The sequence below is a fragment of the Frankia gtarii genome (genome assembly GCF_025403375.1).
Lineage (GTDB): Bacteria > Actinomycetota > Actinomycetes > Frankiales > Frankiaceae > Frankia > Frankia gtarii.
Map to the genome: position 1 here is coordinate 1 of NZ_JAMPTM010000055.1, position 23,355 is coordinate 23,355.

General features: G+C 70.1%; 22 protein-coding genes. 1 reads left to right on the forward strand and 21 read right to left on the reverse strand.

The window, feature by feature from the left end; all coding sequences use genetic code 11:
• The coding region (locus tag NBZ83_RS10910; protein WP_261574896.1) for a murein hydrolase activator EnvC family protein at positions 1 to 581 on the forward strand (581 nt) is incomplete at its 5' end.
• 21 nt (positions 582 to 602) lie between these two features.
• Here the strand turns inward: NBZ83_RS10910 and NBZ83_RS10915 are convergent.
• From NBZ83_RS10915 to NBZ83_RS11015, 21 genes are all read right to left on the reverse strand, one after another.
• The gene (locus NBZ83_RS10915; RefSeq protein WP_261567802.1) at positions 603 to 1,700 is read right to left on the reverse strand and encodes a tyrosine recombinase XerC; all 1,098 of its coding nucleotides are present in this window, start codon (positions 1,698 to 1,700) and stop codon (positions 603 to 605) included.
• Positions 1,701 to 1,855: 155 nt separating this feature from the next.
• The gene (dprA, locus tag NBZ83_RS10920) at positions 1,856 to 3,187 is read right to left on the reverse strand and encodes a DNA-processing protein DprA (RefSeq protein WP_261567800.1); all 1,332 of its coding nucleotides are present in this window, start codon (positions 3,185 to 3,187) and stop codon (positions 1,856 to 1,858) included.
• Positions 3,175 to 4,713 (reverse strand): YifB family Mg chelatase-like AAA ATPase, encoded by a 1,539-nt coding sequence (locus tag NBZ83_RS10925; protein ID WP_261567798.1) that lies wholly within the window; start codon positions 4,711 to 4,713, stop codon positions 3,175 to 3,177. Before NBZ83_RS10925 ends, dprA begins: the two co-directional genes overlap by 13 nt.
• Positions 4,713 to 5,069, reverse strand: coding sequence for a YraN family protein (locus NBZ83_RS10930; RefSeq protein WP_261567796.1), 357 nt, complete (start codon positions 5,067 to 5,069; stop codon positions 4,713 to 4,715). The genes NBZ83_RS10925 and NBZ83_RS10930 overlap by 1 nt, the downstream gene beginning before the upstream one ends.
• Positions 5,070 to 5,369: 300 nt before the next feature.
• Positions 5,370 to 5,666: a DUF2469 domain-containing protein gene (locus NBZ83_RS10935; protein ID WP_009742334.1), complete on the reverse strand. Its 297-nt coding sequence runs from the start codon at positions 5,664 to 5,666 to the stop codon at positions 5,370 to 5,372.
• Complete coding sequence (locus NBZ83_RS10940) at positions 5,663 to 6,388, reverse strand: ribonuclease HII (RefSeq protein ID WP_261567794.1); 726 nt, start codon at positions 6,386 to 6,388, stop codon at positions 5,663 to 5,665. Before NBZ83_RS10940 ends, NBZ83_RS10935 begins: the two co-directional genes overlap by 4 nt.
• Entirely contained in the window at positions 6,385 to 7,248 is an 864-nt protein-coding gene (gene lepB, locus NBZ83_RS10945; protein WP_308203334.1) for a signal peptidase I, read from the reverse strand. The genes NBZ83_RS10940 and lepB overlap by 4 nt, the downstream gene beginning before the upstream one ends.
• 505 nt (positions 7,249 to 7,753) lie before the next feature.
• A complete protein-coding gene (gene rplS / locus NBZ83_RS10950; protein ID WP_044886201.1) occupies positions 7,754 to 8,110 on the reverse strand; it encodes a 50S ribosomal protein L19 in 357 nt (118 codons plus the stop codon).
• A gap of 240 nt (positions 8,111 to 8,350) precedes the next feature.
• Complete coding sequence (gene trmD / locus NBZ83_RS10955; protein WP_261567793.1) at positions 8,351 to 9,136, reverse strand: tRNA (guanosine(37)-N1)-methyltransferase TrmD; 786 nt, start codon at positions 9,134 to 9,136, stop codon at positions 8,351 to 8,353.
• 73 nt (positions 9,137 to 9,209) lie between these two features.
• A complete protein-coding gene (rimM, locus tag NBZ83_RS10960) occupies positions 9,210 to 9,752 on the reverse strand; it encodes a ribosome maturation factor RimM (protein WP_438803187.1) in 543 nt (180 codons plus the stop codon).
• A 47-nt stretch (positions 9,753 to 9,799) separates the two neighbouring features.
• Positions 9,800 to 10,033 (reverse strand): RNA-binding protein, encoded by a 234-nt coding sequence (locus NBZ83_RS10965; RefSeq protein ID WP_009742328.1) that lies wholly within the window; start codon positions 10,031 to 10,033, stop codon positions 9,800 to 9,802.
• On the reverse strand, positions 10,034 to 10,480 hold the full coding sequence (rpsP, locus tag NBZ83_RS10970; RefSeq protein WP_261567792.1) for a 30S ribosomal protein S16: 447 nt from the start codon (positions 10,478 to 10,480) through the stop codon (positions 10,034 to 10,036).
• A gap of 241 nt (positions 10,481 to 10,721) precedes the next feature.
• Positions 10,722 to 12,275: a signal recognition particle protein gene (gene ffh, locus NBZ83_RS10975; protein ID WP_261567791.1), complete on the reverse strand. Its 1,554-nt coding sequence runs from the start codon at positions 12,273 to 12,275 to the stop codon at positions 10,722 to 10,724.
• A gap of 450 nt (positions 12,276 to 12,725) precedes the next feature.
• Complete coding sequence (gene ftsY, locus NBZ83_RS10980) at positions 12,726 to 13,997, reverse strand: signal recognition particle-docking protein FtsY (protein WP_261574897.1); 1,272 nt, start codon at positions 13,995 to 13,997, stop codon at positions 12,726 to 12,728.
• Positions 13,998 to 14,064: 67 nt separating this feature from the next.
• Positions 14,065 to 17,895, reverse strand: coding sequence for an AAA family ATPase (locus NBZ83_RS10985; RefSeq protein ID WP_261574898.1), 3,831 nt, complete (start codon positions 17,893 to 17,895; stop codon positions 14,065 to 14,067).
• 416 nt (positions 17,896 to 18,311) lie between these two features.
• Positions 18,312 to 18,509 carry a hypothetical protein gene (locus NBZ83_RS10990; protein ID WP_011606869.1) on the reverse strand — a complete coding sequence of 66 codons (198 nt, stop codon included), beginning with the start codon at positions 18,507 to 18,509 and terminating at the stop codon, positions 18,312 to 18,314.
• 214 nt (positions 18,510 to 18,723) lie between these two features.
• Positions 18,724 to 19,035: an acylphosphatase gene (locus NBZ83_RS10995; protein ID WP_261554656.1), complete on the reverse strand. Its 312-nt coding sequence runs from the start codon at positions 19,033 to 19,035 to the stop codon at positions 18,724 to 18,726.
• 392 nt (positions 19,036 to 19,427) lie between these two features.
• Positions 19,428 to 20,189: a DUF2786 domain-containing protein gene (locus tag NBZ83_RS11000; RefSeq protein ID WP_261567788.1), complete on the reverse strand. Its 762-nt coding sequence runs from the start codon at positions 20,187 to 20,189 to the stop codon at positions 19,428 to 19,430.
• Between the two features lie 205 nt (positions 20,190 to 20,394).
• The gene (mutM, locus tag NBZ83_RS11005) at positions 20,395 to 21,360 is read right to left on the reverse strand and encodes a bifunctional DNA-formamidopyrimidine glycosylase/DNA-(apurinic or apyrimidinic site) lyase (RefSeq protein WP_261567787.1); all 966 of its coding nucleotides are present in this window, start codon (positions 21,358 to 21,360) and stop codon (positions 20,395 to 20,397) included.
• Positions 21,361 to 21,464: 104 nt separating this feature from the next.
• On the reverse strand, positions 21,465 to 22,283 hold the full coding sequence (gene rnc, locus NBZ83_RS11010; RefSeq protein ID WP_261567786.1) for a ribonuclease III: 819 nt from the start codon (positions 22,281 to 22,283) through the stop codon (positions 21,465 to 21,467).
• The gene (locus NBZ83_RS11015; RefSeq protein WP_261567785.1) at positions 22,280 to 23,353 is read right to left on the reverse strand and encodes a phosphate acetyl/acyltransferase; all 1,074 of its coding nucleotides are present in this window, start codon (positions 23,351 to 23,353) and stop codon (positions 22,280 to 22,282) included. The genes rnc and NBZ83_RS11015 overlap by 4 nt, the downstream gene beginning before the upstream one ends.
• Positions 23,354 to 23,355 lie beyond the last annotated feature (2 nt).

Below are 23,355 nucleotides of genomic sequence, written 5' to 3' on the forward strand. Positions count from 1 at the left end.
CCCCCGAGCCGGGCTCGCCCCGGCCCGGGGATCCTCGGCGGCCGGCCCTGCCCCCGCCGGCCGCCGATCCGCCGGGCGGTGGCGCGCGAGCACCACGCTCCGCGCCGCCGTCCGGCGCTGCCGACCGACTCGCCGCCGCCCTGGTGCCCACGGCCGCAACCGGCATTCCGCGGCTGCAGTGGCCGCTGCCGGGCCCGGTGGCGGTGAGTCGGACCTTCATACGCCCGGCGACGCCCTTCGGACCCGGCCACCGCGGTGTCGATCTGCGGGGGTCGCCGACCGGCCCGGTGCTTGCGGCCGCCGCCGGAACCGTGACCTTCGCGGGTCCGGTAGCGGGACGGGGAGTGGTTACTGTCGATCATGGTTCCGTCCGGACGACCTACGAACCGCTGCGCCCCGCCGTGGGGGTGGGCGCCGTCGTCCAAACCGGCGACCTGCTCGGTTGGCTCACAGCCGGCCACCCAGGTTGTCCCACGACGACGTGCCTGCACTGGGGGCTGCTGCGCGGCGCCGAATACCTCGACCCCCTGGCTTCCTTCCAGCGAGTTCCGCCTCGCCTGCTGCCACTACGCCCGCGATGATCGGGCACCGTCCGGAGCGGTTCAGGCGCGCGGGTGCGCCTGATCGAAGGCCGCGCGAAGCCGCTCCGGGGTCACATGCGTGTAGATCTGCGTGGTGGCGAGGCTGGCATGGCCGAGAAACTCCTGGACTGAACGCAGATCGGCGCCTCCCTCAAGCATGTGCGTCGCCGCCGAATGACGCAGTCCGTGCGGCGTGAGCCCCGCCGGGGCGATACCCATCTCCGCGCAGCGCGCCAGAATCCGCCGCACCGTCCGCGGATCGAGCCGCCCACCGCGCCGCCCCAGCACCAGAGCCGCTCCACTGCGCGGTACGACGAGGAACGAACGGCCCGAGGTCCGCCACGCGCGCAACGCGCCAGCAGCGGGCACCCCGAACGGGACACTGCGCTCCCGTCCGCCCTTGCCGTGCACCCGCAGCAGCCGCCGCTCGTCGTCGACGTCTCCGAGGTCCAGTCCGCACAGCTCGGACACCCGCACCCCGCTGCCGTAGAGCAGCTCGAACACGAGCACGTCACGTAGTCCCAGTGCCCGCCGCACGGCTGGGTCGTCATCGGCGCGCGGTTGTATCTCGGCGGACCGTCGTGCCTGCGCGGCGGCCGGATTTCCCTGTGCCAGGCCCACCCCGGCCACCGCATCCAGGAGCTGGCGCGCCGCGGGGGCAGTCAGGACCTGCGGCACCTGCCGGACCGCCCGGGCGCCGACCAGCCGCGCGGCCACATCGGTCGCCAGGAATCCGCGGCGGTTCGCATACGCCGAGAACACCCGGGCAAGCGAGGCACGCCGCGCCAGTGTTGCCGGAGCGGCACCGGCGGCGCGCATGGTGGCCAACCAGCTGCGTAGAACCGTCAGATCCAGGTCGGCGAGGTCCGGGCGCCCCTGCCGTTCCGCGTGCGCCCGCAGGTTCGCGAGATCGGCGCCATAGGCACGAACCGTTTCCGGCGACCGGTCCAGCTCCGCGACAAGATGGCGCCGGAAACCGGCAATTGCCGCCGCCCAACCCGCTCCAGCGCCGTCGGCTGCTGCCGGTTCCGGGGCAGGCTGCGTGCTCGCCGTCCCGGCTTCCCTCAGGACGGGCGCCGCCCGGCCACGCCCGAGGCCACGACCACGATGCGATGCCATGCGAGGACCGTCTCCGGACCAGGTTGCCCCGTCAAGACCGTCGAAGGTCGACGGTGGGGAGCGAGACCGCGCGGGCAAGCCGCTGGCCCGGCTGTCCGGGCGGTTCCGGACGCAGACCCGCCGGGATCGGGCCAGCGTCCGGACGAGGTTTCGGCTCAGCCGCGGCGGGTCCGGGACCGCGCGTTCGAGGGCGCCCGGCCAAGCGGAGTTAGCCGGTATCCGTCGGGGACGCTCTCGACCAGCCCCTCCACCGCAAGCGGCCCAAGCATGGCCAGCACCTCCTCCGGTCGCAGGCCGGTCCGCCCGGCCAACACCGACACACCGACCGCAGCACGGGATGGCATGGCGTCGAGCAGATCCCGCACCATCGCGGACAATTCGTCCCGAGGCTCGACGGCCGTCGGTGGACGCGCGGCAAACCGGCCCATGGCCGCAATCTCCTCGGCGATGTCCTCAGCCCCGGTGACCAGCACGGTCTGCTCCCGGTAGTCGCGGAGCAACCGGTGGCACCCGGCGCTCGTCGCGCTGGTCACCGGCCCGGGCATAGCCATCACCTGGCGGCCGAGCCGGCGGGCATGGGCGACGGTGTTGAGCGCACCGCTGCGCAGGCCGGCCTCGACCAGCACGGTCCCTCGGCACAGAGCAGCGATCAGTCGGTTCCGGGTCAGGAACCGCCGGCGGAAGGGCGGGGTACCCGGCGGGACCTCGCTGACGACGGCGCCTGTGCGGGCGATCTCGGCAAGCAACTCCACATGGGCAGCCGGATACGGCACGTCAACACCGCCGGCAAGGACTGCAACGGTCGATCCGGCCGCAGCCAGCGCACCACGGTGCGCCGCCGCATCGATCCCGAACGCCGCCCCCGACACGACCGCCCAGCCCTGCTCCGCCATCGCGAAGGCGATCTCACCAGCGAGATGAAGACCGTAGCTCGTCGCGGCCCGGCAACCTACGACGGCGACGGCCCGCGAGGCGATCTCGCGCAGGTCACCCGGGCCCCGCACCCACAGACACAGCGGGGCACCGGCCAGGGAGCCGTCGCCCTCGTCACGGAGACGATCCAGCGCGTCGAGCTCGATCGGCCATTCGGAATCCTGCGGACACAGCAGCCGGGCGCCGACCCGCGACGCAGCATCCAGGTCGCGCAAGGGATCCACTCCGGGATGCGCCGCCCGCAGCTCGGCCCACACGCGCGCCGCACCGCGCCGCCCCACCTCGACGGCCACGCGCTGATGCTCGGGTCCGAACACCCGGGTCAATGCGATCCGGGCGAGTCTCTCCGGATCCGTCTCCGCCACGCCGGCAGGCACCGCCACCACGGGGATGACGCCCTCGGCCAGTCCCCCATCACCCGGCTCGGCCGGCGGGGTCACCACATCTGCCCCGCCCACCGCCGGCTGCAGTGGGACGGTCGCCGCCGGTACGGAGGGGTCGGCCCCAGGCTCGGGCAGCTCGGAAGGCCGGATAGTCGCGCTCATGCCGCCCATCCGGGCAACCTCAGGTCCAGCGCGGCACCGAACTGCTCCGGCCCGGGCGACGCCCGCCCAGCGAGGTCGGCGAAGGTCCAGGCCAGACGGTGGACGCGATCAAGGCCACGAGCGGTGAGCAGGCCCGCGTCGAAGGCCCGCTCCGCCATCGCCGTGACACTCGTGGGCAGCGGCCAGAGTCTGCGCAGCGCCGAGCCCGGTACCTCCGCGTTGACCCGCCATGGGGTTGCGGCCAGCCGGTTGCCGGACTGCGCCCTGGCTTCCGCCACCCGGGTGGCAACCTGGGCCGATGTGTCCGAGCGGCCGAGGTCGGCCTTGAGCTCTGCCCGGCTGGGTGCACTGAGTGCCACCTGGATGTCGATCCGGTCCAACAGCGGACCGGAGAGACGGGCGAGGTAGCGCCGACGCACCAGACTCGGGCACTCACAACCCGTCGCCCGCGGCCCGCGTGCCTTCGCGCAGGGGCACGGGTTGGCGGCGAGGATCAGCTGGAACCGCGCCGGAAATCGGGCCGTCGCTCGGGCCCTGGCCACTTCGATCGTGCCGCTTTCCATCGGCTGGCGCAGCGCGTCGAGACTCTGCCGAGCGAACTCGGGGGCCTCGTCCAGGAAAAGAATCCCGCGATGAGCCTGGCTGGCCAGACCGGGGCGGATGACCGCCGACCCCGACCCGACCAGCGCGGCCGGGGTTGCACTGTGATGCGGGCTTCGGTACGGGGGTCGGGTGACGAGAGGACCATCGATCGGCAGCAGACCGGCCACCGAGTGCACCGCAGTCACCTCCAGCGAGGCGTCGGTGTCGAGCATCGGCAGTAGGCCGGGCAGCCGGTCGGCGAGCATCGTCTTTCCACTGCCGGGCGGCCCCTGCATGAACAGGTGATGCCCGCCCGCCGCTGCGACCTCGACGGCGAGCCGGCCCCGGGCCTGGCCGGCCACGTCCGCCAGGTCCACACTCGTCTCACCGGTTGGCGCGGGTGCGACATGCGCCGGGCCCGCCACCTCCGGCGGAGCCGCGTCCCCGCGCAGAACCGCCAGCACACCGGCCAGATCTATGGCCGGTTCGATTCGGGCGCCGGGCACCAGCGCAGCCTCGGCCGCGTTCGCTGCCGGAACCACCACGCGCTCGACGCCCGCGGCGGCCGCTCTGAGAACGGCCGGCAACACCCCCCTGACCGCGCGCACGCGGCCGTCCAGGGCCAGCTCCCCGATGAACACCCGGCGGAGCAGCGAGTCCGGCGGCACCACCGCGGCGGCGGCAAGCACGGCGACCGCCATCGCCAGGTCGAAGCCGCTGCCCGCCTTCGGCAGGGTGGCGGGAAACAGGCCGAGGGTGATCCGGCGGTTCGGCCAGCACTGGCCGGAGTTGACCACCGCCGCATGGATTCGGTCACGCGACTCGTGCAGGACGGCATCGGGCAGGCCGATCAGGGTCAGTCGTGGCAGGCCGTCGGCAAGATCCGCCTCGACCTCGACCATATGCCCCTCGACCCCGAGGACCGCCACTGCCTGTGCTCGAGCGAGGGCCATCAGAACGCACCCCGCAGATGCTCGACGCGGACCGGACCGGCCGGCGGGCGGGACACCAGCACCACGTCGAAACGCACCGGGGAGGGCGCGTGCGGGTGCTCCGCGAGCCAACGGGCGGCCAACCGGCGGATCCGGGCCGCCTTCGAACCGACGACCGTCTCCGCTCCGGACCCGTAACGCGTCCCGGACCGGGTCTTGACCTCACAGAACACCAAATCGGGTCCGTCTTGGAGCACGAGATCGAGCTCGCCCTCCCGGCATCGCCAGTTGCGGTCGAGGACTGCCGCGCCACCCGCCGTCAGATGCCGGGACGCGACCTCCTCTCCGAATCGACCCAATGCGTCCTTCGCCCGCATCGCCATGCTCCCGTCCGCCGGGGGACGTGCGCCCGCCGGCCTCTTTCAGCGTCGGCGCGACGGATGGAAACAGCCAGGGCCCTTGATCAAGATGTGGATAGCGGAATGTTATCCACAGGCGAGCGGCAGGCAAACCAGGACGTCCGGGAGGGGGCGGGACAACCGCGACGGAAGTGGGCAGCCGCTAGAAGTGAGATGCCTCGGTGAGGGCGAGAGATCCTGGATCACCGCAGCGCGGGCGGGAGTCGCTGCAGAGCCGGGCCGACTGCGCCGGAGGGGCTTGCGACCAGAAGCGGAGCCTCAGAGCTCGGCCTTGGTCAGCTCCTCCACGTTGATGTCCTTGAAGGTAACGACCCGGACATTCTTAACGAAACGCGCCGGGCGGAACATGTCCCACACCCAGGCGTCCCGCAGGGTCAGCTCGAAAAAGACCTCACCGTCCGTGCTGTTCCTGACCTCGATCTGGTATTCGTTCGCGAGGTAGAACCGACGTTCGGTCTCGATGACGTACGAGAACAGTCCCACCACGTCGCGGTACTCGCGGTAGAGCTGCAGCTCCATCTCGGTCTCGTACTTCTCGAGGTCTTCCGCGCTCATGCGGTCTCCGTGACGCCATGCAGGCTGGTCGCAAGCACTCTGTCCTCCAGCCGCAATGATCGAGCTTCCCTCGTCGGCACCGCATGCGCAGCCACGTTGACGTACGACTTCCGGTGCTCGTCACACGGTCCGTACCGCGCCAGCGCCGCCGCGTGGGCCGCGGTGACGTATCCCTTGTGTTGCGCGAAATCGTACTCGGCATAGCGCGTGTGCAACGCACGCATGATCCGGTCCCTCGTCACCTTCGCCACGATCGAGGCCGCCGCGATGCACGCGGCAACCCGATCCCCCTTCACAACCGCCAACGATTCCGACCCGAAGCCGGCGACCGCAAATCCGTCTGTGAGCACGTAGCCCGGCCGGCGCGCCAGTCGCGCAACGGCACGCCGCATGCCGGTGATGTTGGCCACGTGCACGCCGGTCCGATCGATCTCCGCCGCCGGAATCACGACCGTCGACCAGTCCTCGGCCGCCCTCAGGACCTCGTCGAAGAGGCTTTCTCGGACGTGCTCGGTCAGTAGTTTGGAGTCCGCCAGCCGGGCAGACAGCCGGCGCCTGCTGTCCGGACCGAGCACCACCGCGGCGACGACCAACGGGCCGGCGCAGGCGCCGCGACCCGCTTCGTCAACCCCGGCGACCGGGCCCAGCCCACAGCGCGCCAACGCCCGCTCGTAACCGAACAGGCCGGCGTCACGCCGGATCACGACCCCGCGCGAACTCATGGATATCCGCGCCGCCGCGGCGGGATCGAATTTTCTGCGACCGCATCTTCTGCGGCGACATCCCCGGCGACGACGAGCCGCCGATCACGACGCCGCGCCTGCCAGGCCGGCGGGATCAGCGCAACGAGCGTCAGCAGGGACGTGTCGTCCGCGGCCGGCACGCCCGACCCGGGCTGGGCCGCCGCCGTACCGGAGGTGGCCGACGCCGCAGGTGTGGTGGGTGCCGGCGTCGCGCGAGGAGCAACCGACGCGGCGGGTATCCCGCCGAAGTTGTCCGGCACGCCCAGGAAGCCGAGCCGGCTCAGCGGCCAGACCCGGACGAAGGCACGGCCTACCACCTTGCCCTTTGGGATCGGCCCGTTCTGACGGGCATCGGAAGACGCCCCCCGATGATCGCCCATCACCCACAGGTAACCCGCGGGCACCTTCACGGGGCCGAAACGCTGGTAGTCATTCTGGTAGACGTACCGCTCGTCCAGCGGATGGCCGTTAACCGTCACCCGGCCCTCGGCGTCGCAACACGCAACCGTGTCACCGCCGACTCCGATGACCCGCTTGATGAAGTCGGTTTCGCTTGGGGCGCCGAGGCCGAGCAGGTTCTGCGCACCACGAACAAACTTACTGAAGGCATTAGTAGGCTTGGGAACGATCGACTCCTGATGGTCGAAACCCGTCCCCTTGCCGTTGAACACCACGATTTCACCCCGGTGCACGTCCCGGAAATGGTAGACAACCTTGTTGACCAGCACTCGGTCGTCGACCAGAAGCGTCCGCTCCATCGACTCTGACGGGATCCAGAAAGCCTGGACCAGCAGTGCCTTGATGAGCAGTGCCAGCAGAAAAGCGACCAGTACGAGCACGGGCAACTCGCGCAGAAAAGAACCCCGGCCCCGGACTCCCGAACCGGGTCGAGCGACCCGGCGACCACCGCCACCCTGCTCGTCCGGTGCCGTGACCGGCGCCCCGCCCGCACCGTCGAGTGCGGCCTGGGCGTCGACATCGTCACGGGATCCCGTGGAGTCAGCAGCCCACCCGGGCCGCTCACCGCCCGCGTCATCCCGCGAAGAGGAGAACCGCGGCGATCCCTCGGAGGCGGGGTCAACCCGCCGGGCGTCGTCGACGGGCCGATCGCCTCCTGCGTCTCCCGACGGACGATGCCCACCCGGACTGGATGCGTTCACTCCGCCACCTCGCTGGATCGACCGACTGACCTCATCGGACCGGTCGACGTGCCACCAGCCGCCCCATGCGACGTCGTTGCGGACCGTGCCGCCTATCTTCGTCCAACAGCGGGGTCAACACGTGCACGGAGTACCGGCAAGTCGCCGACAAGAGGTCCGAGCGGGGCACTGGGTGACGAGCACGTCAGCGCGAGATCGGCTCCCGCTTCTCCTTGATCTTCGCAGCCTTGCCGCGCAGCTCACGCAGGTAGTACAGCTTCGCCCGGCGGACGTCACCGCGGGTCACAATCTCGATCTTGGACACGATTGGGCTGTGCAGCGGGAAGGTGCGCTCGACTCCCACGCCGAAGCTGACCTTCCGAACGGTGAAGGTCTCCCGCACTCCGCCACCCTGTCGACGGATGACGGCACCCTGGAACACCTGGATGCGCTGACGGTTTCCTTCGACGACCCGCACGTGAACCTTGAGGGTGTCGCCCGGCCAGAACTCGGGCACGTCGGTCCTCAGCGACTCGGCGTCGAGGCTGTCCAGGGTGTGCATGGCAGTCGCTTCCTGAAGAGGTTGAGAGTGGATCGTCCGCGCCCTCGGCCCACGACCGCGGCGAACAACCCACGGCTGAGCCCGACCCGGACCCGTGCATCGACAGGCTCCACCGCGGAGACGTCCCGCAGGGATCATTTCGACCTGAGGCCACCCGAGCCGGTCACGAACCGGCGGACACTGCATTGTACTGTGCCACACGCGCGGGCGACTCCGGCCGCGCGCCCCGCCGCTCACCGGTCACGCGGTCACGTCGCCCACAACTGATTTGGATGTCGCCGCGACGTGCTCCGCTGGCTCGGCCGCCACGGCTTCGAGGACAGCACGGTCCGCGTCGGACAGCTCGGCGTGCTCCACCAGATCCGGACGCCGCGCCAGCGTACGGCGCAGCGCCTGCGTACGCCGCCACCTGGCCACCGCCGCGTGGTCCCCGGATCGCAGCACCGCGGGTACCTCGGCGCCCCGCCAGACCTGCGGACGCGTGTACACCGGGGCCTCGAGCAGACCGTCGGAAAACGAATCGTCGGCTGCCGACGCACTGTTGCCGAGCACCCCTGGCAGGAGTCGGGCGACCGCCTCGAGGATTACCAACGTGGCGACCTCACCGCCGGCCAGCACGTAGTCCCCGATGGAGATCTCGTCATCCGCCCAGGCGTCGATCACCCTGGCGTCGATGCCCTCATAGCGGCCGCAGCAGAACACCAGCCACGGCTCCCGCGCGAGCTCCTCGGCATGACGCTGCGTGAACGGTGCGCCGGCCGGGGTCGGCACCACGACTCGCGGGCGACGGTCTGGGTACGACGCCGCGATCTCCGTCAGCGCCGCATCCCATGGCTCAGGACGCATCACCATGCCGGGACCACCGCCGTAGGGCGCGTCATCGACCGTCCGGTGAACGTCACTGGTCCACACACGCAGGTCGTGAGTGCGAACGTCGAGGGTCCCCCGCTCCTGTGCCCGGCCCACCAACGACAGGCGCAACGGCTCAAGGTAGGCCGGAAAAATGGTCACGACGTCGGCACGCATCGGCTGCTCCCGGATTATCGGGGCCGGCCCCGAGGCGGGGGTCGTCCGGAGACTCGGCCGGGCCGGAGCGGGATCAGTCAAGATCCAGCAGGCCAGGAGGTGGATCGACGACGATCCGGCCCGCAGCCGGATCCACGGTCGGAACGATCTCCCGGACGAACGGTACGAGATGCTCGCCCCCGCCTGGGCGTCCGACGGCGAGCAGGTCGCCCGCCGGCGCATGGATGACGTCTGTCACCCGACCCAGCGGGACACCGGCCGTCGTGACCGCCTCCAAGCCAACGAGATCACGATCCCACCACGTGTCGCCGACGTCACCGTCAGCGTCCTCGTCATCATCCACCGGAGATCCGGCCTCGGCGAGGTCGATGGTCAGCAACACGTCGCGTAGGGTTTCCGCGGCGCCGCGGTCCTCGACCCCGTCGAAGCGGATCAGCAGACGGCCCGAGTGCCAATGGGCCGCAGCGACCGTGAGGGGGGCACCGCCGCCCTCACGCCCGAGCACCGCGCCCAACGCAAACCGACGCTGCGGCACATCCGTCCGCACCTCGATCGTGACGTCGCCTCGAACGCCGTGCGGCCGACCGATCCGGCCGACGACGATCGTCTCAGCCACGGAGATGGGCGCCGAGTGGACCGCACTCATCGCCATGCCGAGGAGTGCTAGCGGTCCACATCGACGACGTCGATCCGAAGTCCGCGGCCGCCGACGCCGCCCATGACCGTGCGTAGAGCGCGGGCTGTGCGGCCCCGCCGACCGATGACCTTCCCGAGGTCGTCGGGATGTACCCGCACTTCCAGGGTTCGGCCTCGGCGACCGTTGTTCAGATCGACGCGGACATCGTCAGGGTGATCGACGATGCCCCGCACGAGATGCTCGAGGGCCGCTTCCAGCACCTACTGCCCCGCGGCCGTCGACGCGTCCGCGGCCGGCGCGTCCGCACCCTCCGCCGACGCGGCCTTCTTGGCCTTCTTCGGAGTGGTCGCCGGACGGTCCTCTGCGCCTGCGGCGGCCCGCGCCGCAGCCTGGAAGACCTCCCGCTTGTCGGGCTTCGGCTCGGCGACCCTCATGGGCGGCGGGGCCGGCAGGTTCTTGAACTTCTGCCAGTCGCCGGTGACCTTGAGGATGGCGAGGACCGGCTCGGTGGGCTGAGCTCCGACCGAAAGCCAGTGCCCCACCCGATCAGCATCGACCTTGATGATGCTCGGGTCGGACTTCGGGTGGTACTGCCCGATGGCCTCAATGACCCGGCCGTCCCGCTTGGTGCGGGCGTCGGCCACGACGATGCGGTAGTGCGGCTCGCGCATCTTGCCGAGACGCTGCAATTTAATCTTGGTTGCCACGGTGGTCGAACGGCTCCAGACGTGTCGGTGACCGCCGAACCCCGGAAGTACGAAGAGTCCGACGGTGGGAAGCACCAGCGCCGGAACAACCACTCGAATTACTCTCGTGTGACACGAGACCAGAGGGCAGCCACACCGACGCTGGCAGGCAGGGCCTGCAGTAGAGCTTACAGTCTGCCAGACCGCGGCCGCCTGGTGCGCACCCGGCAGACCGTGGACTCGCCGAGCAGGACCAGACCTCTCAACGACCACCGCGCGGGCCTGCGGGCGGCATCCCCCCGGGGCCGTCCTGCTGACGCATGAGAGCCGCCAGGTCCGGCATCCCGTCGGGGAAGCCCGGCCCCTTGCCGAGGCGCTCCTGCGCCGCGGACTTCTGTGCCCTGTCCTGCGCCGCCCGCGCCGCCGGGTTTCCCTTTCGGCTCGCGCCCTTCCCCTTCTTGGCGGCCTTGCGGGCGGAGGCGGCCTTCGCCCGGGCCATCCCACCGGGCAGCCCCATCCCACCCGCCATCTGACGCATCACCTTGCGAGCCTCAGCGAAGCGGTCGAGCAGCTGGTTGACCTCGGTGACCGTGACACCGGATCCGCGAGCCACGCGCGCCTTACGGGAGGCCTGGAGGATCCGAGGGTCGCGACGCTCCCCCGGCGTCATCGACCGGATGATGGCGACCACCCGATCGACGTCGCGGTCATCGACCTGCGCGAGCTGCTCCTTCATCTGCCCCATGCCGGGCAGCATGCCGAGCAGGTTGCCGATCGGACCCATCTTGCGGACCGTGAGCATCTGGTCGAGGAAGTCCTCGAGCGTGAATTCCGAGGCAGCCATCTTGGCGGCCATCGCCTCGGCCTGCTCGGCCTCGAACGCCTTCTCGGCCTGCTCGATCAGGGTGAGGACGTCACCCATCCCGAGGATGCGCGATGCCATCCGCTCCGGATGGAAGACATCGAAGTCATCGAGGGCCTCGCCGGTGGAGGCGAACATGATCGGGCGCCCGGTCACCTCGGCGACCGACAACGCCGCGCCGCCGCGGGCGTCACCGTCGAGCTTGGTCAGGACCACGCCACTGAACCCGACGCCGTCGGCGAAGGCGTTGGCGGTGGCGACGGCGTCCTGGCCGATCATGGCGTCGAGCACGAAGAGGATCTCGTCTGGCGAGACGGCGTCACGGATGTTCGCCGCCTGACGCATCAACTCCTCGTCGACGCCGAGCCGGCCCGCCGTGTCGACGACGACGACGTCAAAGACCTGGCGGCGGGCATGCGCGAGGGCGTCGCGAGCCACCTGGACCGGATCGCCGACCCCGTTGCCGGGCTCCGGGGCGAAGACCTCCACGCCGGCGCGCGCTCCGACCACCTGGAGCTGGTTGACCGCGTTGGGACGCTGCAGGTCGGCCGCGACCAGCAGCGGGGTGTGCCCCTGCGCCTTCAGCCACCGCCCCAGCTTGCCCGCGAGGGTGGTCTTACCCGTGCCCTGCAGACCGGCAAGCAAAATCACGGTAGGCGGCGTCTTCGCGAACCGCAGGGTCGTCGTGTCGCCGCCGAGGATCGCGACGAGCTCCTCGTTCACGATCTTGATGACCTGCTGTGCCGGATTCAGCGATGAGCCGACCTCGGCTCCTCGCGCCCGGGTCTTGATGGCTGCGACGAAGCTGCGGACCACGGGGAGCGCGACGTCCGCCTCCAGCAGCGCCACCCGGATCTCCCGTGCCGTGGCGTCGATGTCCGCATCGGTCAGGCGCCCCCGACCACGCAGCGACGTGAAGACCTTGTCGAGGCGGCTGGAAAGGGTGTCGAACACGCGCACACACTCCGAGATCGCAGGCGGACCGCAAGCACCAGCGTACGCACCCGACGACGAGGACTACACACCCCGCGTCCGAACACCCGGCGTCCGATCATCCGAATCGTGGACGTCTGCGCGCCCCGCGCAGTCTCGCGACCGGCCGGGCATCCGGCCCGGCCGCCGCTGCGCCCGGCGGCCGCCAGTCGCACCGCGCCCCTTGCGCGGCCCGGCGAGGCATACCCGCACGGACACCGACCTGGTTTCGCACCTGGCCGAATCCGCCCTCTGCGCTGAGGAAGGCGAGACGCCTCGCCGGACGCTCACCCCCCAGCCGGAAACGCACCGAGGAGCCTCCCGGCTCCGCTCAGCGATGAAGCCTAGATCACATTACGAACGACGGAAAGACCTTGACGTGTGACACCCCGTGGTCTTCTGCCCCGCAGGGCGCGAGGGGCGCTCCGACCGTCAGACCGGCTCGCCAAGCAGGGCGTCGACGAATGCCTCTGGTTCGAAGGGAGCGAGGTCGTCCGGCCCCTCACCCAGACCGATCAGCTTGACCGGCACGCCCAGCTCCCGCTGCACGGCGATGACGATTCCGCCCTTCGCCGTGCCGTCGAGCTTCGTCAGCACGACCCCGGACAACTCCACCGCCTCGGTGAAGACTCGGGCCTGGACCAGCGCGTTCTGCCCGGTGGTGGCGTCCAGTACCAGCAACACCTCGTCCACGGGACCGTGCTTGCCGACCACCCTCTTGATCTTCACCAACTCGTCCATCAGGCCGGTCTTGGTGTGCAGGCGGCCAGCAGTGTCGATCAGTACGGTGTCGGCGCCCGAATCGATACCCCGCTTCACCGCGTCGAAGGCAACCGACGCCGGATCCCCACCCTCGGCTCCCCGGACCGTCACCGCGCCGACCCGCTCGCCCCAGGTCTGAAGCTGATCCGCAGCCGCAGCCCGGAAGGTGTCGGCCGCGCCCAGCACCACCGTCCGCCCCTCCGCTACCAGCAGCCGCGCAACCTTGCCGCAGGTCGTGGTCTTCCCGGTGCCGTTGACCCCGACGACGAGGACGACAGCGGGGCGATCCGGCACCGAGGTCCGCAGCGAACGATCGGTCGCCGTGCCGACCTGGGCGAGCAGCTCGTCGCGCAGCATCACCCGCGCCTGGGCCGGAGTACTGGCGCCGAGCACCTTCGTGCGTTCCCGCAGCGCCGCAACCAGTTCGCTCGTCGCTGCCACACCGACGTCGGCGACGAGCAGGGTCGCCTCCACGTCCTCCCAGGTCTCCTCGTCGAGATTGTCGCCCGACAGCAGGGTGAGCAGACCGCGGCCGAGCGCGTTCTGCGAGCGGGCCAGGCGAAGGCGCAACCGCACCAACCGGCCGGCCGCCGGCGCCGGAGTCTCCGTCGGAGGCCGCTGCTGCGGCGCAAGCGCGGGCGCGAGGTTCGTGTCCGCCGGGCCTACCGGCACGCCATCCCCGGTCGTCGGTGCGCCGGTCGTGGCCACTCGAGGCGACGCGGCCTCGGGCGCGGCGGGCAGGCCGACATCGTCGATCGTCCGGGTGGCCGAGTCACGAGGCACCCCGGCGTCATCACCGACGCCGGGAGACAGGCCGGTGTCGGACCGGCCGCCTCTCCCGACAGCTCGGCGGGGGCGCCGCCGCACAGCGCTGCCCACCACAAATCCCATGGTGGCCAGTACGACGACGGCGATGACGACGATCAGGATGAGGAGCTCCACACCCCGATCCTGACAGATGGCCGGCGCGGCCCGGGGCGCTCACCACCCCCGGCACCCCCGAGTCGGGTCAGACCGCCGCGCGTTCCCGCAACCGCTGGCTGATCACTGTCGTCACCCCGTCGCCACGCATCGCCACGCCGTACAGGGCATCGGCGATCTCCATCGTCCGCTTCTGGTGAGTGATGATGATCAGCTGGGACTTCTGCCGAAGCCCCTCGATCGCGTCCAGCAGCCGGCCGAGATTGCGATCATCCAGCGCCGCCTCGACCTCGTCGAGGACGTAGAACGGTGACGGGCGGGCCCGGAAAATTGCCAGCAACAGCGCGAGCGCGGTCAACGATCGCTCTCCGCCGGACAGCAGCGACAGCCGCTTGACCTTCTTTCCCGGCGGACGTGCCTCGACCTCGATCCCGGTGGTCAGCATGTCCTCGGGATCCGTGAGCACCAGCCGGCCCTCGCCCCCTGGGAAAAGAGTGGCGAAGACGACCTCGAACTCCCGGGCGGTGTCGGCGAAGGCCGCGGCGAACACCTCGCGAACCCGGACGTCGACCTCCTCGACCACGAGCAGCAGGTCTCGACGGGTGCTCTTGATGTCGTCCAGCTGCGCTGACAGGAACGCCGCCCTTTCCTGCAGGGCAGCGAACTCCTCCAGCGCCAGGGGGTTGATCCGGCCAAGTCGGGCGAGCTGCTTCTCCGCGGTGGCGGCCCTGGTGGTCTGCTCGGCCCGGTCGAACGGCGTCGGCGTACCGTCCGGATCGTCGGGCGGCACCGGCACCTGTGGCCCGAACTCGGCCACGAGGTCCTCGGCACCGATCCCGAACTCCTCCATCGCCTTGGCCTCGAGCGTCTCCGCCCGTAGCCGCTTCTCCGCGCGGGCCATCTCGTCGCGGTGCGCCGCATCCCGCAGCGCCGCGAGCTCGGTGGCCAGCGCCCTTCCCCGCTCACGCACGGCGGCCAGGTCCGTCTCGGTCGCCCGGCGCAGGGCTTCGACCTCCTCACGTTCAGTAGCAGCACGGGCCAACGAGTGGTCCAGCCTGTCGAGGGTCACCTGGGTCGCGTCCCCGAGCGCCGCCGCGACCACGGCCTGCTGTTCGCGCACCTCCCGCCGTCTGACGGCGGCGGTCCGAGCCGTCCGTTCGCTCGCCGCGGCCCGGATCAGCCCGTCCGCCCGCCCCTGCAAACCACGCACCCGTTCCTCGCTGGTCCGCACCGCCAGCCGGGCCTCGACCTCGGCGGCGCGCACGGCCGAGGTAGCGGTGACCAGCCGGTCCCGCTCGGCCGGCGTCGGCTCGTCGATTTCAGGCTGCACAGAGGTCGCGGCAAGGGCGGTCTCCAGCTCGGTCAGCGCCCCGTAGGCCCGATCCCGGGCCGTCTCCGCGCCGCCGCGGGCGGCCTCGAGTCGCGCCACCTCCGAGCCCGCACCACCCCTCGCGCGATCCAGCTGTGCCACCTGCTCGGACAACGCCCGGTATCGGGCGTCGGCCCCGTGCAGGGCGGCCAGAGCCGCGTCAATGGCCGAGCGCGTCCGGGCCACCTCGGCCCGGGCCGGCTCCAAGGACTCGTGGGCCGTCTCGGCCCGTCGGGCCGCCTCCGTCACCCCGGCCTCCGCCTCGTCGGCCGCCGCTCTCAGCTCGATCGCCGACGGCGGATGCGCGCTGCCCCCGATCGACGCCGCAGGACCGAGGATGTCTCCTGCCCTTGTCACAGTCCGTAGATCAGGCCGGGATGCGACAACAACAGCGGCGGCGGCCAGATCGTCCACGACGACGGTGCCTTCGAACAGCGACACCAGCGCAGCGCCGAAACGGTCGTCGAGGATCTCCACCAGGGCCAGGACCGGCACACAGCCCTCAGGCAGCGGTCCCGCCACATCCCCGATCGACTCGTCCGCCTTGGTGCGCCCCCGGCCAGCATGCAGTCCCCCGCCTGCGCCATCGCCATCGGTCCCGCCCAGATTCCTCGCGGTCCAAGCGGTCACCACCGCAGCTCTTCCGGCCTCGGCCTGGCGCAACCAGGCGAACGCGGTCAGTACCTCGGCCGGCGTCGCGACCAGCAGCGCGTCCGCGGCCGGCCCCAGCGCCGCGGCCACCGCCACCTCGGCTCCCAGCCGAACGGTCAACACGCCGGCCAGCCGGCCCAGGGGCGAGAACGAGGGGTCCAGGGGCGGAAGTTCACGCCGATGCTCGCCGGCCGCGTGGGCGTCCTTCACTGCAGCGGGTCGATGCCGGCGGCCGCCAGGGCCACCACGCTTCCCGCCGGCAGATCGAGTGGACGACGAATCGCCCGGCCGTGAGCCGCCCCGGGCCGGATCTGCCCCATCCGGCGGGCCGTCTGCGTCGGTAGGAGACTCGTCCTGGGGTGCCCGCGCTCGCGCGACGGCCTCGAGTAACGCAGCCACCCCATCGGCCGGCTCGAGCGACAGCTGCAGCGCTTCATGGCGAGCAGTCCAGGACGCCCGGTCCCGCTCAGCCGAGCGCTCCTGTGCCCGCAGCGTCTCCAGCCGGTCGGTCGCACTGGCGTGCACCGCCACCGCCGTGCTGTGCCGTTCGTCGAGTTCCTCTCGAGCGCCCTCCATCTGGGCGAGTTCCGTCTCCAGCGCGGTCCGGGACTGGGCGGCCTGCGCATCGCGCTCCCGGGCGGCCGCCAGCGCCTCCGTCGTCCGCGCGATCTCCTGCTCCGCGCTGGTCGCCCTCGATCGCGCGGCCTCGACCTGGCCGGCGAGCCGAGCGATCTCCTCGCGTCGAGAGGAGGCTGCGCGGGCCGCGGCGATCAGCTCGCGTTCCTCGTGTGCCAGCGCGGCCTCGAGCTCGGCCCGCCTGCTGACCACCTCCTCAAGCAGCTCGCGATCGCGATCCAACCGTTCGGTGAGCGCGATCTCCTGCTCCCGGACCGCGATCGCCTCCTGCTCCAGCTCCTCCGGATCACGGCGACCTCGTAGTTCGTCGGATCCGATCCGAAGCAGCCGAGCTCGCTCCGTCGCCAGCGAGCGGGTTCCCAGCAGTCGCTCCCGGAGGGAAGCCATCGCATACCAGGTCTCCTGGGCCGCGGCCGCGCGAGGGACGACAGCGCCGAGTCCCGCCTGGAGATACTCCTCACGCTGTGCCGCGGCACGCTGCGCCGTCTCGGAGTCCGTGAGACGTCGCCGCAGCGCCTCCTCGTCCACGACATCGGAGGCGAGCGCGGTCCCCGCGGAGTGCACATCGTCCGCGAGTAGCCGAAGCCGGGCGTCCCGCAGCGAGGCCTGGATGGCTCCGGCCTTCCGCGCGATCTCCGCCTGCCGGCCGAGGGGGCCGAGCTGGCGGCGCAGCTCAGCGGAAAGGTCAGTGAGTCGGGTGAGGTTTGCCGACATCGCCTCAAGCTTGCGCAGCGCCTTTTCCTTGCGCTTACGGTGCTTGAGAACGCCCGCGGCCTCCTCGATGAACGCCCGGCGATCTTCGGGGCGCGCGTGGAGCACGGCGTCGAGCTGGCCTTGGCCCACGATCACGTGCAGCTCGCGGCCGATGCCCGAGTCGCTCATGAGCTCCTGGATGTCAAGGAGCCGGCATCCCGTACCGTTGATCGTGTATTCGCTCTCCCCGCTGCGAAACATGAGACGGCCGACGGTCACCTCGGTGTACTCAATTGGCAACGCGCCGTCGGAGTTGTCGATCGTAAGGAGCACCTCGGCCCGCCCGAGTGCCGGGCGCGCGGGTGTACCCGCAAAGATGACATCCGACATGGTGCCGCCGCGCAGCGCCTTCGCGCCCTGTTCTCCGAGCACCCAGGCGATGGCATCGACCACATTGCTCTTACCGGACCCATTTGGGCCTACCACACAGGTAATTCCGGGCTCGAGATGCAACGAGGTCGAGCTTGCAAAGGACTTGAAGCCCCGCAGGGTCAGGCTCTTGAGATGCACCGGTCTCCGGAACGGTGAGGAGGGCTCGCCGGACTGGTGACGGATGGCCGGGATCAGCCGACGGTGGGACCAGCCCATCGTATCGAGCGACGCAAAGCAGTCGTGCAGCTACGTTCCGGGAACGTCTACGGATGCGGGGAGACAACCTGTCTCAACAGGATTCCAGCGAGACCGGCACTGCTCTCAGCCCCCAAACGGGGACGGACCATCGCACCACTCCAGGGTCACGCCAGAGATCCACTCTCAGGCAACAGCCCTGGGGACGCCGCGATGGCCGCCCTCGACCAAGCAGCACCTCGACTACAGTAAGTGACTAATTACGCACATACTGGTAACCGAAAATTGCCGATGGCTGGGTGCAACCAGTACGAAGGGGCGCCTCCGATAGGAAACGCCCCGATAGCCGACCTTGCGGCTCAGCTGTACGCCGGCTCGGCGTCGAGTGCCCGGACATCCTCCGGTACGTCGACACCTCCGACCAGCGCCTCGTTGACCTCGCGTACTCGAGTCAGTTCAGCCTCAAGCTCCGCAACTCGAGCACGGAGCCGGCGTACCTCATAAGAGAGACGCAGGTCGCTGCCGGAACCGACGTGGCCGAAAAGGGCCTTCGCCATAGTGATGGTCCTCCACGATGAGTGACCTAGTGGGGTGTCGGACAACACAAGATCCGAACAGATCAGAGTGCGCCCCAAACAATGGTTCTAGAGTCCCACGTCGAGTGACCGAAAGTCAAGAGCATGCCACATGCTCCCCGGCTGATCCGGTGAACACGCAAAAACTTGACCGTCATCCTGATGACAGTTCCGCCAGCACGGCGTCCCCAAGCAGTCACTTCCGGCGAAAGTCGACCAGATCACCCTGTGCCCTCTGCCACACCAGCTCGACCCGATCCGTCCAACCGGGGGTGTGCCCCGTCACGAGCAGGCGGACCAGGTTCCGGCACGCAGGCTCCGCGCCTTCCGCAATCACCACGACGGCACCATCGGGCATATTGGTCGCGGTTCCCGCCAGACCGAGACGGCGGCCACGGGTACGCACATAGTCACGAAAACCGACACCCTGAACACGGCCGACGACCCGGGCCGTGAAGCGGACCACGGTCGGGCCAGATGCCGCCTGCTTCCGGGGTACCTCGCTCATCAGCACGGTAGGGTACAGCCCATCGTGGACACCTCTTCTTTCTCAGACGTGGCAGGCCGATCGAGCGAGGTACGACGGCCGGTGGACCTCCAACGGGAGCGGCCGCTCCGGCCGCGTTCCCGCCGCAGGTCCACCGCCGTGGCACTCGTCTGCGGAGCCATCGGGTCGGCGCTGCTACTTGGCGGTTGCGGACAGAACTTCTCCCAGGACGGTGGAGCGCTACCCGTCCCGCATGCAAGCACCGACGGCGATCGCCATGTGACGCCCGAACCGGTCGACGGCCCGGATAAGATCATCGGTCCCGGCTACGCTCCGCCTCGGACGTCTGGCCCCACTCAGACCGCAGTTCCCAACCTTCCAGGCGGCAAGCTCTAGCCAGGAAGTTCCGTCGCCTATCCACGCGAGCCGATCGCCGGCGAGACCCGACCGGACACCCGGTTGCCAAGGCCGAGATCGGCTCGCTCGCCGGCCAGGTATCCAGCCCGACCTCCGCTGCCGGAGAGCTGACGGGCTCTGGGTGTCCGCAGACGCGGATAGACGGCGGCGAGATGCGCGTCCACCCGCTGGCTCCGGCCGGCCAGGACTACCGCGACCGAAGGACCTCCCAAGCCGACATCCGCGTCCTCCCGCTGCTGAGCCTGGGCGCGCTCACGGGCTGTCCGCTCCGCTCGGGCCAACCTCTGCGCGACGGCCAGGGCGAACCCGGCCATCCACGACCGGCGAAACGCTCTCGGGTCCTCAGGCCGCGGCGGACGTATGACGGCCAATCCATGCGCCTGCTGCACGAGCAGCGAGGTAAACAACAGCTGCACGCGGCCGATGTCCGCATCCATACCGAACAGATGCGCGGAATGCTCCGTCCCGTGGTCACGGCGGACCGTTCGATGCACCAGGCGGCATCCCAGCGGCGCTGCGATGCTTGCCAACAGCGAGATCTTGTCTCGGGAATAGGGCGAGTCGACAGCCACCACAAGATCGGCAGCGGTGACCCGACTCGGCGCAGCCTCCTCCACGAGTGCACGGTCAATCCCATACTGAGCGATGAGCTCGGCGGCCTTGATGTTGTAGGCCTCCCGGGCGGCCTCGGTGAGCCCCTCGGCCTCCGCCATGGCCAGAAGCTTTCGCACCCGGCCAAGCAGCGCATCCGGATTCATGGCATCTCCGTCCTCTCGCATCGGGCGGCCGAAGCACGACCCGATGCCGTCGGTGGTGCCTCACCGAGCCGGAAGCTCCCGACTCGGCCCCGGATGAGGCGGCGGCGTTGTCCAACGCGCAGGGCGGGCTCCCGCCGCCCCCACGCTGGCCACGTCCGAGATCATCTCTCGGGGAGACGGCTATCTTCGAACGTCTGATCGAATCCTACCATCTGGGCCGGCGGGGTGAGCGCTGGCAGGTGGGACAGGTGAAGCTGGATCGGTTCATGAAGGCGTCCCGTCGAATCGTGTCCCCACACCGGCCACAGGGCAGACCCGCGCGCCCGTAGACCTCGAGCGACCGCTCGAACAGTCCGCTGACCCCCTCGGTCGAGACATACAGCTTGTCGAAGGACGTCCCGCCAGCGTCGAGCGCCGCGGTCATGACCGTGCGGACACAATCCAACAGCCGCCGAACCTCGGAACGAGTCAACGTCTCCGTCGGACGGGCATAGTGCAGCCTCGCCGCCCACAGCGCCTCGTCCGCGTAGATGTTGCCCACACCGCTGACCAGCGTCTGGTCAAGCAGTGCCCGCTTGACGCCGGTACGGCGCTCACGCAGCCGCCGGACGACAAGGTCCTCGTCGAAGGCGGGATCAAGTGGGTCCCGGGCAATATGGGCGACCGGCTCCGGCAGCTGTCCACCACCGATCGCGACCGCCAGGCCGCCAAAGGTTCGCTGGTCCACGAACCGCAGTTCGCGGCCTCCGTCAAGAAAGGTGAAGCGGATCCGCAGGTGCTTCTGATCCGGGCTCGTCGACGGCACCACCAGCAGCTGACCGCTCATGCCCAGATGCGCGATCAAAGCGTCATCCGGGGCAGACGGCAGAGACGGGTCCGACCCGGGTAGACCCGCAGGCGCGCCTGTCGACTGCGGCTCGGCCGCCCGCGCCGACGCCGCGACCGTGGGGGTGGCCGCGGGATCCGCTCGCAGCGCGAGCCAAAGGTACTTGCCGCGACGTTTCGCGGCAGTCACCTGCCGCCCGACGAGCAACGCGGAGAAATTGTCCGCGCCGGCCGCATGACGACGGACCGCACGCGGGTGACACACCTCGACCGAGGCGATGGTCCTGCCAACGACACCATGTTGCAGGCCGCGGCGTACGACCTCCACCTCTGGCAGCTCAGGCATGATCTCCGCCTGTCGGAGAGAGTCCGGCGTAGTGCGCGCAACCAGTCCACGCCAGCCGGGGGCCACGGCCCATCAGAATCATCGCGGCGGTGGGATCGTCGACCTCAGGGACTCGAGGTGTGCCCTCGGCCCAGCTGACCCGCAACGGATGCGTCACCATGCACGGCGGGACCGGTCGAACCGCCGTCTCCGTCGCCCTGCGTCGCCGCGGCCGCCCGACTCTCCAGGACGGCGAAGGCCGCGGCAGCAGCCCGCTGCTCAGCTTCCTTCTTGCTGCCTCCCTCACCCTCGCCCAGCGGCTCGCCCGCGATCCGCGCGTGGGCGGTGAACCTCTTGGCGTGATCGGGGCCGGCTTCCTCAACCAGATATTCGGGCGGCCCGAGGGCGAGCAGAGCCGTCTGCTCCTGCAGCGACGTCTTCCAGTCCAGCCCGGCTCCGCGACCCGCAGCCTCGTCCAACAACGGATCGAACAGGCGATGCACGAAGATGGAAGCGACATCGAGGCCGGCCGAGAGATAGACCGCCCCGATGATGGCCTCGAGGGTGTCAGCCAAAATACTTGCCTTGTCGCGTCCCCCGGTTGTCTCCTCCCCGCGGCCGAGCAGGAGGTAGGGCCCGAGCCCGTTTGGTCCGATGCGACGCGCCACGTCGGCGAGCGCTCGCATGTTCACCACCGAGGCCCGCTGCTTAGCCAGCTGCCCCTCGGGCAGATCGGGATGACGAAGGAAGAGCGCGGCGGTTACGACGAGACCGAGCACCGCGTCGCCCAGAAACTCCAACCGTTCGTTGGTTGGAAGGCCGCCCTTCTCATAGGCGTAGGAGCGGTGCGTGAGCGCCCGATCGAGCAGCTCGGGATCGATCGCTGCCTCGAGAACCTCGATCAGTCCGTCCCGCGGCGGAGGAGCCGGCAAATGGCGCGTCATCCGACCAACCCAGCCAGCGCCCGCCGCCGTGCCACCAGGGTCGCCATCGCGGCCCGTGTGCGCGGGATGAGATCCCCGCGTACGGCCGACGACGCCACCTTCAGCGCCGCGAGCAGCCCGCCGGCCCCGGCATCCACGGATCCTCCTCGGGTGCGCTCCGCGTGGACCGCGACGCCGTCGACCCCCAGCACGATCGTTCCCCCTCGCACATCAGGATCTTCCAATGTTCCCCACGCCGGATCCAGGCCGGCGTTCATGCGACCGGCAGTATCTCGGCGTTCCCAGCTCGACACACCTCGAATGGTCGACAGCACGACATCGCCCGTGTAGCCGTCGGTCACCGCGACCTCGAGCCGCCTGCTCGGACCCGCGGCTGGGGACCGGCCTGTCGCCGCCCCTGCCTGGCCAGTCGCCTCGGGACCAGCGAGAACATCTTCGACCGTGCACGGACCGACATAGTTCAGCTCGAGCGACCGAAGCAGCTCGTCCGCGATCCGCCGCAACGGGTCCAACAACGCCTCCCGAGACACCAGGAGCCCGATCCGGGGTGCGTTCACCGCGAACCGCAACGCCGCGTATCCGCTAGCCAGCAGCGCGAACTGGGCGAGTTCGTCGGCCGTCACGCCGACGGTCGATCCGGCGTCGCACAGAACAACGCCGGCGTCTCTCCGACCGATGACCGCGGCAAGCACAGCCCTCGTCGCGCCGGGTAGCAGTCCGTGGGTGAACTGGGCTGAGGCGACGACCGACTCCACAGGCGCTACCGAGACCATCGCATCAGCATGACCCTCGCGAACCAGCCGGGCGGCCACCCGGACGCCGGCGTCCCGGCGCGCGCGGACATCCCGAAGGGCGGCAGGACCCCCTGTCACCGTGCGCGTGGCGGGCCTCAGCAGCACTCTTTCGCCAGGCGCGATACCGAGCCGTGCCAGCTCCTCACGAACACCTTCCGCGGGCGAGACCAGGATCAGCACCAGACGTGGGTCTGCATCCAATGCGGCGGGCAGCGCCTCAAGGAGGGGCCCGACAGGGAGCCCCTCCCCCAGCAGATCAACGGCGATGCGGGTCACGC

Excerpts from the sequence above, each read along its gene's own strand:
- trmD (WP_261567793.1), bottom strand. The coding sequence starts at position 9,136 with ATGCGTGCCGACGTCGTGACCATTTTTCCGGCCTACCTTGAGCCGTTG.
- mutM (WP_261567787.1), bottom strand. The coding sequence starts at position 21,360 with ATGCCTGAGCTGCCAGAGGTGGAGGTCGTACGCCGCGGCCTGCAACAT.
- NBZ83_RS10915 (WP_261567802.1), bottom strand. The coding sequence starts at position 1,700 with ATGGCATCGCATCGTGGTCGTGGCCTCGGGCGTGGCCGGGCGGCGCCC.
- NBZ83_RS10930 (WP_261567796.1), bottom strand. The coding sequence starts at position 5,069 with ATGCGGGCGAAGGACGCATTGGGTCGATTCGGAGAGGAGGTCGCGTCC.
- NBZ83_RS10990 (WP_011606869.1), bottom strand. The coding sequence starts at position 18,509 with ATGGCGAAGGCCCTTTTCGGCCACGTCGGTTCCGGCAGCGACCTGCGT.
- NBZ83_RS10940 (WP_261567794.1), bottom strand. The coding sequence starts at position 6,388 with ATGAGTTCGCGCGGGGTCGTGATCCGGCGTGACGCCGGCCTGTTCGGT.
- rplS (WP_044886201.1), bottom strand. The coding sequence starts at position 8,110 with ATGCACACCCTGGACAGCCTCGACGCCGAGTCGCTGAGGACCGACGTG.
- NBZ83_RS10925 (WP_261567798.1), bottom strand. The coding sequence starts at position 4,713 with ATGGCCCTCGCTCGAGCACAGGCAGTGGCGGTCCTCGGGGTCGAGGGG.
- dprA (WP_261567800.1), bottom strand. The coding sequence starts at position 3,187 with ATGGGCGGCATGAGCGCGACTATCCGGCCTTCCGAGCTGCCCGAGCCT.
- NBZ83_RS11000 (WP_261567788.1), bottom strand. The coding sequence starts at position 20,189 with ATGAATCCGGATGCGCTGCTTGGCCGGGTGCGAAAGCTTCTGGCCATG.
- rnc (WP_261567786.1), bottom strand. The coding sequence starts at position 22,283 with ATGACGCGCCATTTGCCGGCTCCTCCGCCGCGGGACGGACTGATCGAG.
- NBZ83_RS10995 (WP_261554656.1), bottom strand. The coding sequence starts at position 19,035 with ATGAGCGAGGTACCCCGGAAGCAGGCGGCATCTGGCCCGACCGTGGTC.
- NBZ83_RS10935 (WP_009742334.1), bottom strand. The coding sequence starts at position 5,666 with ATGAGCGCGGAAGACCTCGAGAAGTACGAGACCGAGATGGAGCTGCAG.